General features: G+C 72.0%; 16 protein-coding genes and 1 riboswitch. Of the genes, 11 read left to right on the top strand and 5 right to left on the bottom strand.

Annotated elements, in window-relative coordinates:
* Positions 1-72: 72 nt before the first annotated feature.
* A complete protein-coding gene (locus ACIGZJ_RS07725; protein WP_396456408.1) occupies positions 73-654 on the top strand; it encodes a CGNR zinc finger domain-containing protein in 582 nt (193 codons plus the stop codon).
* A gap of 6 nt (positions 655-660) precedes the next feature.
* Here the strand turns inward: ACIGZJ_RS07725 and sodX are convergent, their stop codons facing one another.
* On the bottom strand, positions 661-1101 hold the full coding sequence (sodX, locus tag ACIGZJ_RS07720; RefSeq protein ID WP_392929165.1) for a nickel-type superoxide dismutase maturation protease: 441 nt from the start codon (positions 1099-1101) through the stop codon (positions 661-663).
* Positions 1102-1286: 185 nt separating this feature from the next.
* On the opposite strand from sodX, the gene sodN reads away from it, so the two are divergent.
* The 8 genes from sodN to ACIGZJ_RS07680 all read left to right on the top strand — a co-directional run bounded on the left by sodN (position 1287) and on the right by ACIGZJ_RS07680 (position 7658).
* On the top strand, positions 1287-1682 hold the full coding sequence (gene sodN, locus ACIGZJ_RS07715) for a superoxide dismutase, Ni (RefSeq protein ID WP_396456407.1): 396 nt from the start codon (positions 1287-1289) through the stop codon (positions 1680-1682).
* A 138-nt stretch (positions 1683-1820) separates the two neighbouring features.
* Positions 1821-1940: riboswitch (cobalamin riboswitch) on the top strand.
* A 188-nt stretch (positions 1941-2128) separates the two neighbouring features.
* Positions 2129-3106, top strand: a complete 978-nt coding sequence (locus ACIGZJ_RS07710) for a FecCD family ABC transporter permease (protein WP_396456548.1) — start codon at positions 2129-2131, stop codon at positions 3104-3106.
* A complete protein-coding gene (locus ACIGZJ_RS07705) occupies positions 3106-3888 on the top strand; it encodes an ABC transporter ATP-binding protein (RefSeq protein WP_396456406.1) in 783 nt (260 codons plus the stop codon). Before ACIGZJ_RS07710 ends, ACIGZJ_RS07705 begins: the two co-directional genes overlap by 1 nt.
* A gap of 8 nt (positions 3889-3896) precedes the next feature.
* Positions 3897-4892 (top strand): ABC transporter substrate-binding protein, encoded by a 996-nt coding sequence (locus ACIGZJ_RS07700; protein WP_396456405.1) that lies wholly within the window; start codon positions 3897-3899, stop codon positions 4890-4892.
* 65 nt (positions 4893-4957) lie between these two features.
* Positions 4958-5359, top strand: coding sequence for a nuclear transport factor 2 family protein (locus tag ACIGZJ_RS07695; RefSeq protein WP_396456404.1), 402 nt, complete (start codon positions 4958-4960; stop codon positions 5357-5359).
* A gap of 9 nt (positions 5360-5368) precedes the next feature.
* Positions 5369-5845 carry a GNAT family N-acetyltransferase gene (locus tag ACIGZJ_RS07690; RefSeq protein WP_396456403.1) on the top strand — a complete coding sequence of 159 codons (477 nt, stop codon included), beginning with the start codon at positions 5369-5371 and terminating at the stop codon, positions 5843-5845.
* Between the two features lie 244 nt (positions 5846-6089).
* A complete protein-coding gene (locus ACIGZJ_RS07685; RefSeq protein ID WP_387945057.1) occupies positions 6090-6500 on the top strand; it encodes an anti-sigma regulatory factor in 411 nt (136 codons plus the stop codon).
* A gap of 162 nt (positions 6501-6662) precedes the next feature.
* Positions 6663-7658 (top strand): RNA polymerase sigma factor SigF, encoded by a 996-nt coding sequence (locus ACIGZJ_RS07680; protein ID WP_396456402.1) that lies wholly within the window; start codon positions 6663-6665, stop codon positions 7656-7658.
* Positions 7659-7773: 115 nt separating this feature from the next.
* On the opposite strand, the gene ACIGZJ_RS07675 is transcribed toward ACIGZJ_RS07680, so the two are convergent.
* Entirely contained in the window at positions 7774-8202 is a 429-nt protein-coding gene (locus ACIGZJ_RS07675) for a hypothetical protein (RefSeq protein WP_396456401.1), read from the bottom strand.
* 50 nt (positions 8203-8252) lie between these two features.
* On the opposite strand from ACIGZJ_RS07675, the gene ACIGZJ_RS07670 reads away from it, so the two are divergent.
* Complete coding sequence (locus ACIGZJ_RS07670; RefSeq protein ID WP_392929153.1) at positions 8253-9224, top strand: diacylglycerol/lipid kinase family protein; 972 nt, start codon at positions 8253-8255, stop codon at positions 9222-9224.
* 369 nt (positions 9225-9593) lie between these two features.
* A complete protein-coding gene (locus ACIGZJ_RS07665; protein WP_014138019.1) occupies positions 9594-9845 on the top strand; it encodes a WhiB family transcriptional regulator in 252 nt (83 codons plus the stop codon).
* Positions 9846-10302: 457 nt separating this feature from the next.
* On the opposite strand, the gene ACIGZJ_RS07660 is transcribed toward ACIGZJ_RS07665, so the two are convergent.
* The 3 genes from ACIGZJ_RS07660 to ACIGZJ_RS07650 form a co-directional block, all read right to left on the bottom strand.
* Positions 10303-11823: a sensor histidine kinase gene (locus ACIGZJ_RS07660; protein ID WP_387945049.1), complete on the bottom strand. Its 1521-nt coding sequence runs from the start codon at positions 11821-11823 to the stop codon at positions 10303-10305.
* Between the two features lie 415 nt (positions 11824-12238).
* Positions 12239-13297 carry an SIS domain-containing protein gene (locus tag ACIGZJ_RS07655; protein ID WP_396456400.1) on the bottom strand — a complete coding sequence of 353 codons (1059 nt, stop codon included), beginning with the start codon at positions 13295-13297 and terminating at the stop codon, positions 12239-12241.
* A gap of 190 nt (positions 13298-13487) precedes the next feature.
* Positions 13488-14765 carry an extracellular solute-binding protein gene (locus tag ACIGZJ_RS07650; protein ID WP_396456547.1) on the bottom strand — a complete coding sequence of 426 codons (1278 nt, stop codon included), beginning with the start codon at positions 14763-14765 and terminating at the stop codon, positions 13488-13490.
* Between the last annotated feature and the right edge of the window lie 90 nt (positions 14766-14855).

Here is a 14855-nt window from a genome sequence, read left to right as displayed (position 1 = left end):
CGCCTGCGTTTGCCCCGCCAAGGTAATAGGCTGGAGGCACTCAGCCCGTTACCAACGCTTGAAAGGACCACCGTGGAGCTCGCCTCGTACGCAGACCTGGCCGTTCGGCTGGTCAACACCGAGGAGCCCGAGCGCGGCACCGACTCGCTGACCTCGGTGGAGGCCGTCCGCGGCCTGTTCTCCGACTCCTCGCGGGCCGCCGCGCTCGCCGACGAGGCGGACCTGCCGCGGCTGCGCGGCGTCCGCACCCGGCTGCGCGGGGTGTTCGAAGCCGCCGCCGAGGGGGACGAGATCCGGGGCGTCGACCTGCTGAACAGCCTGCTGATGGAGTACCCCGTCAGCCCGCTGGTCTCCGGGCACGACTACCTCGACGATGCCGGACGCCCCCGCTGGCACCTGCACCTCGCCGACAACTCGCCCACCGCCACCGCGCACTTCAGCGCCGTCGCCTGCATGGGCCTGGCCGTCCACCTCACCGAGCTGGGCGCCGACCGGCTCGGCATCTGCCAGGCCTCACCCTGCCGCAACGCCTACCTGGACACCTCGACCAACCGCTCCCGCCGCTACTGCTCCGACCGCTGCGCCACCCGCGCCAACGTCGCCGCGTACCGGGCCCGCAAGCGCCTGGAGGCCCAGGAGGCCGCCACCGCCTGAGGCCGCTCAGAAGCCGTCCGGGTCCACCCAGACCCCGAGCCGGCGGGCCAGCCCCGGCACCCGGGCCAGCGGGCCGCGGAGCAGCAGCCGCTCCAGCCGTCGACCCGGGGCCAGCCAGGCCGGGCGCGGCCGCAGCCGCAGCAGCACCCGGCCGAGCACCAGCTCGTCCGGCACCGCGCCGTAGCTGCGGCTGTCGCTGTCGATCGGCCGGTTGTCCGACAGCAGCCACCAGCCCTTCGGCCGCCGCGCGTCGGCCCGCTTCACCACCAGCAGGTCCTGCTGGAGCGGGTGGCGGAACACCACCACCGCACCCGGCCTGATCCGCGCGCCGTACCGGACGACCAGCTGGTCGCCCTCGCGCAGGGTGGGCACCATCGAGTCGCCCGCCACGTCGATCAGCCCGAACGGGGCGACACCCCCCGGGGCGCCGCCCTCCGGTTGCACCATCCGCGCCACGACTCCTCCTCCCGGCCCGCCGCGTCCCAGTCTGCCGTACGGACCGTCACCCGCCGATGTCCGGATTGGTCCGGTTCCGGCTCCGCCTTTTGCCCTAGGCCGACTGCCCGACCGCGAAACCGGGTGGCCGGAGGGGTAATCTCGGGCGCGGGAAGACGATCTAAGGAAGGACTCCCATGTTCTCTCGTCTGTTTGCACCGCGTGCCACCGCTCACGCCCACTGTGACCTGCCCTGCGGCGTGTACGACCCGGCGCAGGCCCGGATCGAGGCCGAGTCGGTGAAGGGCACCCAGGAGAAGTACCAGGCCAACGAGGACCCGGCGTTCCGGACCCGGGCCCTGATCATCAAGGAGCAGCGCGCCGAGGCCGTCAAGCACCACATCTCGGTGCTGTGGAGCGACTACTTCAAGGCCCCGCACTTCGAGAAGTACCCGCAGCTGCACCAGCTGATCAACGACACCCTGAAGGCCGCCTCGGCCACCAAGGCGTCGACGGACCCGGCCACCGGCCAGGCCCTGCTCGACCTCATCGCCGAGGTCGACAAGATCTTCTGGGAGACCAAGCAGGCCTGATCGCCGCTCAGCCGCCTTCGACCGCCCCCCTCCGGCCCGCCGGAGGGGGGCGCTCGTGCGTTCCGCGGCGCGCGCAGGCCTCCGGGACGCTCCGAGGAGGTGTCACCCCGGCACCCGGTAAGGGTTGACCGCCCTGAGCGCTTGTTATGCTGCCAGGGCGTCCCCAGGGGGAAGTCCGGTGCGAATCCGGCGCTGACCCGCAACGGTAAACGGAGCCCCGGCCCCGTGAGCCCGATCGCCCTGGGGCGCTGACCTCCCGACAACTCGCCGTGGACTGCGAAGGGATGGCGCTGCGGCACACCCCGGTGCCCCGGCCCGCCGACCCTGCCCGGACCACCGCCCGAGGCTAAGGCGCGCCCCCGTTGAGCACCGCAGCGACCGCACCGCTCCGCCGAATACCCGCCGTGCCGCTGGCCGCCGCCCTGGCCGCGGCGCTCCTGCTGTCCATGGTCTGCGCGGTGGCCCTGGGCGCCGCCGGACTCGGCTGGGACCGGGTACTGCGGCTGCTCGGCGCCGGACTGACGGGTGGTCGGCTGGAGGCCGGGGAGGCCGCCGCGTACGCGATCGTCTGGGAGATCCGGCTGCCGCGGACCGTGCTGGCCGCCGTGGTCGGCGCCGGACTCGCGGCCACCGGCGTCGCGGTCCAGGCGATGGTCCGCAACGCGCTCGCCGACCCGTTCGTGCTCGGCATCTCCTCCGGCGCGGCGGTCGGCGCCAACGCCGTCCTGCTGCTCGGCGCCCTCGCCTCGCTCGGGGTCTGGGCGCTGTCGGTCTCCGCGTTCGGCTCGGCCCTGCTGGCGATGGTGCTGGTGTACGCCGCCGCCCGGTCCGCCTTCGGGCTCACCCCGCTGCGACTGGTGCTCACCGGCACCGCGATGTCCTACGGCTTCTCGGCGGTGACGGCGCTGATGGTGTTCGGCGCCGCCCGCGGGGAGGCGGCCCGCAGCGCGATGATGTGGCTGCTCGGCAGCCTCGGCGGCGCGACCTGGGGCTCGGTGCCGATCGCCGCCGCCACCGTGCTGGCGGGCCTGGCGTACCTGGCCTGCTCGGCCGGACGGCTGGACGCGCTCGCGATGGGCGACGAGACGGCCGCCTCGCTCGGGGTGGACGCCGACCGGCTGCGCCGCGAGCTGTTCGTGGTGACCGCCGCCGTCACCGGCACGGTGGTCGCGGTCAGCGGCGCGATCGGCTTCGTCGGGCTGATGGTGCCGCACCTGACGCGGATGCTGGTCGGCGCCGGGCACCGCCGGGTGCTGCTGGTCGCCCCGCTCGCCGGCGCGCTGCTGCTGGTCTGGGTGGACATCCTCTCGCGGGTGGTGCTCGCCCCCGCCGAACTGCCGGTCGGGGTGGTCACCGCCGTCCTCGGCGTGCCCTGCTTCCTGCTGCTGATGCGCCGTCGCGGCTACACCTTCGGAGGCCGCTGATGGACATCGACCTCGACCGGGTCTCGGTCGACCTCGCCGGGACCCGCCTGGTCCACGACATCACCCTGAGCGCCGCCGCCGGCCGGGTGGTCGGCCTGGTCGGGCCGAACGGCAGCGGCAAGTCGACGCTGCTGCGCTGCGTCTACCGGGCGCTGCGGCCCGCCGCCGGGGCCGTCCGGCTGGGCGGCGCCGACCTGCACGCGCTCGCCCCGCGCGAGGCCGCCCGGCGGGTCGCCGCGCTGCCCCAGGAGCACTCCGCCGAGTTCGACTTCACGGTGGCCGAGGTGGTCGGCATGGGCCGGCTCCCGCACCGCGGCGCCTTCGCCGGACCGACCGCCGGGGACGAGGAGCGCTGCGCCGCGGCGCTGCGCCGGGCCGGCGCGGACCACCTGGCCGGGCGCGGCTTCCTCAGCCTGTCCGGCGGCGAGAAGCAGCGGGTGCTGATCGCCCGCGCGCTCGTCCAGGAGCCGCGGGTGCTGGTGCTGGACGAGCCCACCAACCACCTGGACATCGCGCACCAGTTGGAGGTGCTGGCGCTCGTCCGGGAGGCCGGTCCGACCGTGCTCACCGCGCTGCACGACCTCAACCTGGCGGCCGGCCACTGCGATCTGCTGTACGTGATCGAGGCGGGCCGGATCGTGGCCTCGGGGCCGCCCGCCGAAGTGCTCCGACCCGACCTGCTGGCCGAGGTGTTCGGCGTGCGCGCCACCCCCGTACGGCATCCGCTGACCGGCGCCGTCCATCTGCTCCTCGACCGCCTCGACCGGCTCGACCGACCCTAGGACCTCCCATGCGCACCAAGGCCGTTGCCGCCGCCGCCCTGCTCACCTTCGCCCTGACCGCCTGCGGCGCGGAGATCGCCCCCGCCGGCGATGCCGCCGCCGGCTCCGCCCACTACCCGGTGACCGTCGAGAACTGCGGCGCCAAGGCGGTCTTCAAGGCGAAGCCCGCCCGGGCGGTGACCAACGACGTCGGCATCACCGAGCTGATGCTGGCACTCGGACTCGCCGACCGGATGGCCGGCTACGTGATGCCCGACGAGAAGGGCCAGGTGGACAAGGTGGCCTGGAAGGACGGCTACGCGCGGACCAGCTGGCTCTCCAAGCAGCAGATCACCAAGGAGATCGTGCTGGAGGCCCGGGCCGACCTGGTCTTCGCCGGCTGGCACTACGGCTTCGACGACGCCGACGGCTTCACCCCGCAGGCCCTCGCCGGGCTCGGCATCGACTCCTACGTGCTCAGCGAGTCCTGCCGCAGCGGCAGGGGCCCGGAGCGCGGGGTGATGTCCCCGCTGGACGCGCTCTACACCGATCTGGCCAACCTCGGCGAGATCTTCGACGTCCGCGACCGGGCCGACCGGCTGATCGCGGAGTTCAGGGCCGAGGTCGCCGCCGTACCGCAGCCCGGGCGGCGGCCGAGCGTGTTCCTGTACGACAGCGGCGAGGACAAGCCGTACACCTCCGGGCGGTTCGCCGCACCGGAGGAGATCATCACCAAGGCCGGCGGGAGCAACGTGATGGGCGACCTCGCCGACTCCTGGACCACCGTCGGCTGGGAGAGCGTGGTGCAGCGCAACCCCGAGGTGATCGTGATCAACAACTACGGCGAGACCGGCGCCGAGGCGAAGCGGAGGTTCCTGATGTCCTTCCCCCCGCTGGCCGGGGTCTCCGCGATCAGGAACGACCGGATCTTCGTCCTGGACTACGTCGACCTGGTGGAGAGCCCCCGCAACCCGGCCGCGATCACCGCGCTCGCGGCCTATCTGCGCGGTGTGACGACCGGCTGACCGGCGCCCCGCCGGGCGTAGGCTCGGAGGTACGAGCCGACGGAACCGACCGGAGGAGCGACATCATGACCACCACGGCGCCGCCGCCCGCCTTCGACACCCGGGCGCTGCGCGAGGGGATCGGGCGCGGCGACGCCGAGGCCCTGCTCGCGCTCTACGCCGAGGACGCCGAACTGCGCATGGTCGACCGCACCACCCAGCCCAGCCACCCGCTCGTGGTGCACGGCCGCGCGGCGATCGGCGCGCTGCTGAGCGACGCCTACGGCCGGGAGACCACCCACCGGTTGGAGCAGGTGGTGCTCCAGGACGACCACGTCGCCTTCCTGGAGTCCTGCCGCTATCCCGACGGCATCCGGGTGCTGGTCAGCTCGATCGCCGACCTGCGGGACGGCCGGATCGTCGACCAGACCTCGGTCCAGGCCTGGGACGAGAACAAGTCCTGGGACGACGGCGGACCGGCCCAGTAGGCTCGTGGCATGATCCGCACCGCCGCAGTCACCGATGTCCCGGTCATCCACGCCATGATCCGCGAACTCGCGGAGTACGAGAAGGCGCCCGAGGAGGCGGTGGCCACCGAGGAGCAGCTGCGGGACGCGCTGTTCGGCGCCGCCCCGGCGCTGTTCGGCCTGATCGCCGAGGACGACACCACCGGCGAGCCGGTCGGCTTCGCGGTCTGGTTCCTCAACTTCTCGACCTGGCGCGGCACCCACGGCATCTACCTGGAGGACCTCTACGTCCGCCCGGAGGCGCGCGGCGGCGGCCACGGCAAGGCGCTGCTGCTGGAGCTGGCGCGGATCGCGGTCGAGCGCGGCTACTCCCGGGTGGAGTGGTCGGTGCTGGACTGGAACGAGCCCTCGATCAACTTCTACAAGTCGCTCGGCGCCGTGCCGATGGACGGCTGGACGGTCCACCGGCTCACCGGGGACGCGCTCGCCGCCGCCGGCGCGCGCTGAGCGGCCCCTTGCAAGTCCGGTCCGACCACTGCCACCCTGTGTCGCGATGGCTTACCATGAGTGACTCCCGCACCGGGGCCGGAAACGGTAACGTCTCGGGCGGATGCGCGGCGTCCGGCCAGGGGTATGACCGGTACGTACCGCACCACCCCTCTGGACAGTTGGGGCGAAGCAGTTGAGCCAAGCAACAGACAGTGCCGCGGCCACCGGCCCGGAAGCACAGCGCGTCACCCAGGAGGTGAGGGTGTCCCAGATCGACGGCGAGCCCGGAGTGCAGGACTTCGTGGAGGTCCGGCTGCCCGCGGCGGGGGCCTACCTCTCGGTGCTGCGAACAGCAACGGCGGGGCTGGCGGCCCGGCTGGACTTCACGCTGGACGAGATCGAGGACCTGCGGATCGCGGTGGACGAGGCCTGCGCCATCCTGCTCCAGCAGGCGGTGCCCGGCTCGGTCCTGTCCTGTGAGTTCCGGTTGGTCGGCGACTCGTTGAAGGTCACCGTCTCGGCCCCGACCACGGACGGCCGGGCCCCCGAGCGGGACACCTTCGCCTGGACGGTGCTCTCCGCCCTGGCCGGCGAGGTGGACTCGTCGGTCGGGGAGGACAAGACCGTGTCGATCAGCCTGCACAAGAAGCGCGGCGGGTCCGTCGCCCACTAGTGCGGTAGCCCAGCAGCACCGAACAAGGGCCGTCCGCCCGGCACCCCGCCAGGGGGCCGGCGGACGGCTCCCGGTACCGCCCACCACGCGGTACGACCAACGAGACGAATCCGGGGCCGCCCCACGGTCCCGGTGCTCCCGGAACGGAACGGGGGAATGGCCGTGAGTGATCTGGACCGTACCGGCCTCGCGACGGCGGGCCCTGCCGTACCGACCCAGGCGAGCGTTCCCGGCCTCGCCGCCAACGACGAAGCGCACCCGAAGGACGCCCACCGGATGAGCCAGCCGACCGAGCCGACGTCCGAACCGTCGCAGACGCCCTCGCCCCCGCCGTCCCCCGAGGAGCCTGCGGCCGAGGTACTGCGCAGTGCGGTGCCCGCCCAGGCCCCGCACCGCTCGGGTGCGCCGGACCGGGAGGCGGCCCGGGCGCTGTTCGTGCGGCTGTCCTCGCTGCCCGAGGGCTCCCCGGAGCGCGTCGAGCTGCGCAACCAGCTGGTGCGCATGCACATCCCGCTGGTCGAGCACCTGGCCCGGCGGTTCCGCAACCGGGGCGAGCCGCTGGACGACCTGACCCAGGTCGCCACCATCGGCCTGATCAAGTCGGTGGACCGCTTCGACCACGAGCGCGGGGTGGAGTTCTCCACCTACGCGACGCCGACCATCGTCGGCGAGATCAAGCGGCACTTCCGGGACAAGGGCTGGGCGGTCCGGGTGCCGCGCCGGCTGCAGGAGCTGCGGCTGTCGCTGACCACGGCGACCAGCGAGCTCTCCCAGCGGCACGGACGCTCCCCCACGGTGCACGAGCTGGCCGAGCACCTGGGGATCTCCGAGGAGGACGTCCTGGAGGGCCTGGAGTCCGCCAACGCGTACTCCACGCTGTCGCTGGACGTCCCGGACAGCGACGACGAGTCGCCGGCCGTCGCGGACACCCTCGGTGCCACCGACGAGGCGCTGGAGGGCGTCGAGTACCGCGAGTCCCTCAAGCCGCTGCTGGCCCAACTGCCGCCCCGCGAACAGAAGATCCTGGTGCTGCGGTTCTTCCGGAACATGACGCAGTCGCAGATCGCCGCGGAGGTGGGCATCTCGCAGATGCACGTCTCCCGGCTGCTCGCCCGGACGCTGGCACAGCTTCGGGAGAAGCTCCTCGTCGAGGAGTAGGCACCGCGGAGCAGTGCCGGAAACAGATGTGCGCCGGGGCCCGGGCCCCGGCGCACATCTGTTTTCACGCGCCCCCTCGCGGGGCCGCGGTCGGGCGCGGCGCGCGCCCGGCGGGTCAGTCCTGGCGCGGGCCGTAGAGGGTCGCCGTGACCCTCGGGTTGAGCAGCGAGCCGATGCCCGCCAGCCCGAGCAGGCCGATGACCGCCGCGACGGCGACCATCGGGCCGCCGCTCTGCCCCATGTAGTAGGCGACCGGCAGGCAGATCGAGTTGGTCAGCAGCGCCGGGCTGCGGCCCCAGCGCCGCCCCTTGAGCAGCGCCTGGCCGGCCAGCAGCGGGAAGACGCCGAGCAGCACGATCAGCAGCCCGCCGAACTCGTGCAGGCCGAGGTTCTTCGCGTCGGAGGTGAGGGCGTGCACCATGTCGAGGACGCCGACGACGGCCAGTGCGGCGCCCTCCAGCGCGGTGATGGCGGCGCCCACGACCAGGGGCACGGGCCGGGCCGGGCCGGGCGCGGGTACGGGTGCGGAGGATTCTGCGGTCACTCCAGCAGGGTAGCCGCCGGTTGGTCCGTACCGACCCGTAGGCTGAGCACATGCGCGCTCTCCTGGTCGTGAACCCGAAGGCGACCACCACCAGTGGCCGCACCAGGGACGTGCTCATCCACGCCCTGCGCAGCGACCTCAAGCTGGAGGTCGCCCAGACCGAGTACCGGGGCCACGCGCGCGACCTGGCCCGGGAGGCCGCCGAGGACGGCGCGGTCGACCTGGTGGTGGCCCTGGGCGGTGACGGCACCGTCAACGAGGTGGTCAACGGACTGCTGGCGCACGGGCCGGGCGAGAAGGTCCCCCGGCTGGCCGTGGTGCCCGGTGGTTCGACCAACGTCTTCGCCCGCGCGCTGGGCCTGCCCAACGACCCGGTGGAGGCCACCGGCGCCCTGCTGGACGCCCTGGAGCGCCGCCGGGAGCGGCCGATCGGCCTGGGCAAGGCGATGACCGACGGGCTGCCGGACCGCTGGTTCACCTTCACCGCCGGCCTCGGCTTCGACGCCGGCGTGGTCGGCCGGGTGGAGGAGCAGCGCCGGGCGGGGCGCAAGTCCACGCACGCGCTCTACGTCGGCCAGGCACTCCGGCACTATGTCACCCAGCGTGAGCAGCGCAGATCCGGCCCGGTCACCCTGCAGATGGCGGGCCACGAGCCCGTTCCGGGCCTGGTGCTGGCGATAGTCAGCAACACCTCCCCGTGGACGTTCCTGGGGAACCGGCCGGTCTATCCCTCCCCGCTCGCCTCCTTCGACACGGACCTCGACGTCTTCGGCATCACCCGGATGACGGCGTTCGGCACTGCTCGAACGGTCCGTCAGATCCTGCGGTCGTACGGGCCTTCGAGCAATGACGCCCGGCCCGTCGGCCCCTCGGGCAAGCATGTCGTCTCCTATCACGACGCCCGACACTTCACCTTGGTTTCACAGGAACCGGCCCCGTTTCAGGTCGACGGGGACCACCTTGGAGACAGGAGTCGCGTCAGTTTCACAGGCGTACGGCGGGCACTGCGTGTGATTGTGTGACCGGAAGGGGGGTTCACCCTTCTTCTCGAACGCACAAGCCCCCTTCACTCCATAGAAGTACTGGCTGTGAGCTAGGCGACACCGAAGAATCAAAAATTCCTCCCTGAAGGGGGTTGTATCCGGGCCCGAGGTTTGCGAACCTCTACATGGCGATCGGGACACATCGCAGCGACGGCAACCTCAGACCCTGACGGGGGCCGACCGCGGAGTATCCCTCGAATCGCCGAATCCCTCCCCAGCACAGACCACCCGGGCCCGATGGGCCTTTGGTCTCTTTTGCTGTTGCGGGATTCGTGAAAGCGTTCACATTCACAAGCCATCGATTATGCCGATCGGGTGACCCCCGCCGGCAGGAGGAGTTGGACGACCATGGACTGGCGCCACCGCGCTGTCTGCCGCGAAGAGGACCCGGAGCTTTTCTTCCCGATCGGGAACACCGGTCCTGCTCTGCTGCAGATCGAGGAAGCCAAGGCCGTGTGCCGCCGCTGTCCGGTCATGGAGCAGTGCCTCCAGTGGGCGCTCGAGACCGGCCAGGACGCCGGCGTCTGGGGCGGTATGAGCGAGGACGAGCGTCGCGCAATGAAGCGCCGCGCAGCCCGCAACCGCGCCCGCACCGCCTGATCACACGCCGCATTACCAGCAGTGACCGCTGTACCGATCAACCCATGATCAAGGGCTTCCCTGCACTTCCTGGCGAAGCCTTCCGCACAAAGGACCTTGTTCCTTGAGGTCCGACGACACCGGGCCGCCCAGGCACTTGATACTGTTCACTTAGAGCAATATTGTGGAGCTGTGGCGCTCACCGTGTGCAACGCACTGGTGAGGTGTCGTCCCACCTAGAGCCCCCGCTCCGGCCGACTCCCCCCGACGGCCGGAACGGGTTGAGAGGCCCTGCCGACCCACCCCCCCCGGTCGGCAGGGCCTCGTTTCTGTTTCCGCCCGCTTCTTACCGCGCTTACCGCGCAACCCGCTCCGGCGCACGGGAGTTCCGCGCGCCGGAGCGGGTTGCGCGCACCCGGCGCTCCCGCCGGGCACGCGCCCCGTCCGCACTCCTCGATGCATCAGGGCACCGGAGTCATCAGGGCACCGGGATCTCCAGGATCACCTTGGTGCCGCCGTTCGGCCCGGCCACCATGTCGAAGGTGCCGCCCAGCTCGCCGGTGGCCAGCGTGCGCACGATCTGCAGCCCGAGGTTGCCCGCCGTCTGCGGGTCGAAGCCCTCCGGCATGCCCCGGCCGTCGTCCTGCACGGTGATCAGCAGGTACTCCTCCGGCCGGGCGCCTCCGTTCCAGCTGTCCGACCAGCCCATACCGGTGGCCGGCGCCCGCCCGCGCAGAGCGGACACCTCCAGGTTGCCGGAGGCGGACGGCCCGAAGGCGTGCTCCAGCGCGTTCTGCAGCAGCTCGGTCAGCACCATCGACAGCGGGGTCGCCACCTCGGCGGAGAGGATGCCGAAGCTGCCGCTGCGGCGGGTGGCCACCCGGCCGTCCTGGGACAGCTCCATCACCATCGCCAGCACCCGGTCGGCGATCTCGTCGAAGGCCACCTGCTCGTCCAGCGCCTGGGAGAGCGTCTCGTGCACGATCGCGATCGAGCCGACCCGGCGGACCGCCTCGTCCAGCGCGGCCCGGCCGGCGTCGGAGTCCATCCGGCGGGACTGCAGCCGCAGCAGCGCGGCCACCGTCTGGAGGTTGTTCTTCACCCGGTGGTGGATCTCCCGGATGGTGGCGTCCTTGGTCATCAGTTCGCGGTCGCGGCGGCGCAGTTCGGTGACGTCCCGGCAGAGCACCAGGGAGCCGGTCAGGGTGCCCTTGGGCTTGAGCGGGATGGCCCGCAGGGTGACCACCCCGCCCTGCACCTCGACCTCGGTCTGACGGGGCGCCCAGCCGCTCGCCAGCTTCACCAGCGCCTCGTGCACGGCCGCCCGGGAGGGCGGGACGAGCTCGGCGGTGGCCCGGCCCAGGTGGCTGCCGACCAGGTCGGTGGTGAGGCCCAGGCGGTGGTAGGCGGAGAGGGCGTTGGGGCTGGCGTAGGTGACGACGCCGTCGGCGTCCAGCCGGATCAGGCCGTCGCCGACCCGGGGGGCGGCGTCCATGTCGGCCTGGTCGGCCCCGGGGAACGGGAAGGTGCCGGCCGCGATCATCTGGGCCAGGTCGGAGGCGCTCTGCAGATAGGTGAGTTCGAGCCTGCTGGGGGTGCGGACGGTGAGCAGGTTGGTGTTGCGGGCGATCACGCCGAGCACCTTGCCCTCGCGCCGGACCGGGATCGACTCGACCCGGACCGGTACCTCCTCGCGCCACTCCGGGTCGCCCTCGCGCACGATCCGCCCCTCGTCGAAGGCGGCGTCCAGCAGCGGCCGGCGGCCGCGCGGGACGAGGTGGCCGACCATGTCGTCCTGGTAGGAGGTCGGGCCCGTGTTGGGCCGCATCTGGGCCACCGAGACGTACCGGATGCCGTCCCAGGTGGGGATCCACAGGACCAGGTCGGCGAAGGAGAGGTCGGAGAGCAGCTGCCACTCCGAGACCAGGAGGTGGAGCCACTCCACATCGGCACCGGTCAGGGTGGTGTGGCGGCGGACGAGTTCGTTCAGCGAGGGCACATGGCGAGGGTAGCTCCAGCCGTGCGGGCGGGGCCGCTCGCACCCGCCCGGCGGGGCGCCCGCCAAGTTGTCCAGACCAATTTTCGGGGAGGCCTGGACAACCCAGATTGGTCTAGTCCACAATGAAAGGGCACCAAGGAGAGGCCCACCGCGCAACTGCCCTGACCGCGCGCGGCCGCTCCTCGGTCGGACGCCGTCGAGCGAGGACCCCGCACAGTTCTCGATCGGCCCGGCGCCCGACGACAGCTCCGGGCTGCGGTGCCGCATGGGTTGAGGGTCCCGTGTCGGCGCCGTGGCCCGTAGTGCTTTCCGGAACCGGAACCCGCGCTCGACCGCGGCCCCGGGCCGACAATGCCGAACCCCCGTCCACAGGCTGTGGACGGGGGTTCGGCGTTGCGCCGTACGGGCGCGAGGGTCAGTGGGTCTCGGTGACCTTCGCCAGGGCGCGCGGGGCGTCCGGGTCCTGGCCGCGGGCGATGGTGACCTCGTAGGCCAGCTGCTGGAGCGGCAGGATCTCCAGGATCGTCTGGACCTCCTCGGGCACGCCGGCCGGCAGCGCGAAGCCCGCGGAGGCGGCGTCCACCTGCGCCTGCTGGCCGATGACCACCAGGTCCGCACCACGGCCGCGCAGGCGGTCCAGGACGGGCTGCAGGGCCTCGCCGCCCTTGCCGTCCGGGACGATGGCGATGACCGGGGAGACGTTGTCGACCATGGCCAGCGGGCCGTGCAGCAGGTCGGCGCCGGAGAACGGGGAGGCCGGGATGTAGGTGGTCTCCATCAGCTTCAGCGCCGCCTCGCGGGCGGTCGGGTAGCCGTAGCCGCGCGAGGTGATGACCAGGCGCTGGGCGAAGCGGTAGCGCTCGGCCAGGGCCTTCACCTCGGCCTGGCGGGCCAGGATGCCGGCGGCCAGGGCCGGCAGCTCCTTGGCGGCCGAGCCGTCGCCGCCGCGCAGGCCCTCGACCAGCAGGTAGAGCGCCAGCAGCTCGGCGGTGTAGGTCTTGGTGGCCGGGAGGGCCTTCTCCGGGCCGGCCAGCACGTCGATGTGGAACTCGGAGACCTCGGCCAGCGGCGAGGCGGGGTTGTTGGTGACCGCCAGGGTGATGGCACCGGCCTCGCGGGCGGCCTTGGTGGAGGCCACCAGGTCGGGCGAGCCGCCCGACTGGCTGACGGTGATCACCAGCACGTCGGTGAGGTCCGGCTTGGCGCCGTACGCGGTGGTGGTGGACATCGAGGTCAGGCCGGCCGGCTTGCCGAGCAGGATCTCGATCAGGTACTTGGCGTACAGGGCCGCGTTGTCGGACGTGCCGCGCGCGGTGAGCAGGACGAAGCGCGGGTTGCGGGCGGCGATCTCGGCCGCGATCTCGCGGATCTTCGGGGCGCCCTCGTCGAGGATGCGCTGGAGGACGGCCGGCTGCTCGGCCATCTCCGCCGCCATGATCCGGCCCGGGACGGAAACAGTCTGCGTGTCGGACATCTGGATGTGCCTCCGATGAGATGGTTCTACCCCGCCAGGGCGGATTGCCCGGCGGGACCTCTACGGCGGCGAGTCCGCACACTCGCTGCGGTGATTCCTGCGGCAATCCTACGGGGGGCTTCCCCGTGGAGCACATTCGAGAGCGCCCCCCGGTGGACCGGAGGGCGCTCCCGAGGGCTCCGCGGACCCGTCAGGACGGGTTGTTGATCAGCTGGTCGATCGCGGCGTCGGCCTCCTTGGTGGCCTGGTCCACGGTCTTTCCCTTGAGGATCTGGGTCAGCATGTCCGGCAGGATCTTCTGCTTCTCCACCGCGCCCCAGCCGGGGGCCAGCGGGGTGAACCAGGCGTCCGGCACCGCGTTGGCCGCGGCGGAGGTGGCCGGCTTGCTCTTCAGCGGGTTCAGCTGGGTCAGGTTGTTCGGCAGGATGTCCTTGTCCGCCAGCGCCTGCTGCGACTTGGTGCTGGTGAACAGCCGGATCCAGTCGGCGGCCAGCGCCGCGGACGGCGACTTGGCGGTGACGGCGAGGTCCGAGCCGCCGATGAAGGTCGGCAGCGGCTTGCCCTCGGGGCCGGGCATGGTGGCCACCTTGACGGCGTCCTTGAGGCTCGGGTCGCCGGTGACCGGGGCGGTCACGCTGGCCGCCTCGTAGCCGTTGCCGTAGAAGGACGCGGCGTGCCCGCGGGCCATCGCCTCGAACTGGTTCTGCTCGTTGACCGCCAGGTCGCCCTTGTTGTACTTGCGCACCAGGTCGACGAAGTGGGTGATGCCCTGCTGGGACTTGGCGTCGTGCAGGGTGCCGTGCCAGTTGCCGGCGCTGTCGAACCGGGCGATGGTGCCGCCGTACGCGGAGACGTAGCTCATCGCGGCGTACCAGTACGGGCCGGGCAGGTACACCGGCGAGTAGGTCTTGTCCGCCTTGTTCTTGTCGGCGATCTTGTCGAGGGCCGTCCGCAGGTCGTCCTCGGTCTTGGGGAAGTCGGCGCTGCCGGTCGCCGCCTGGAAGGCCGCGGAGTTGTAGATCGCGACCCGGGCGCCCGCGTAGTACGGCACGCACCACAGCTTGTCCTGGTAGGTGCAGGTGTTGGCCAGCGCCTTGATCCAGGAGTCCGCGTTGTCGAAGGTGGTCCGCTCCACCGGCGCCAGCGCGCCGGACAGGACGTACTTCATGGTCTCGGTGTTGCCGAGCTCCACCACGTCCGGGGCGCTGCCGTCGGCGATCGCCTTGTCGAGCTTGCCGACCTTGTCGGCCCACCCCTGGTAGGAGAGCTTCAGGGTGACGTGCGGGTACTTGGCGGCGAACTCGTCGTTCACCCGCTGCACCAGGTCGGGCCAGTTCTTCTGGGCGTCGTCCATCAGCCAGACGGTGACCGTGCCGGTGGCCGTCTTCGGGTCGATGCCGGCGGACTTGGCGTCCCCTGACGGCGAACCGCCCGAGGAACAGGCCGTCAGTCCGGCGGCCAGCGCCATGGTTCCGAACGTCGCGATGAGCCGACGCTTCTTCACGCCATCCTCCGAGGGTGCTAGAGCCTGTGCCCGCCGGCAGCGTGATGGCGCCCG

It is taken from the genome of Kitasatospora sp. NPDC052868 (assembly GCF_044547105.1).
Lineage (GTDB): Bacteria > Actinomycetota > Actinomycetes > Streptomycetales > Streptomycetaceae > Kitasatospora.
The sequence above is the reverse complement of the archived record's forward strand: the minus strand, read 5'-3'. Positions and strand labels throughout refer to the sequence as shown.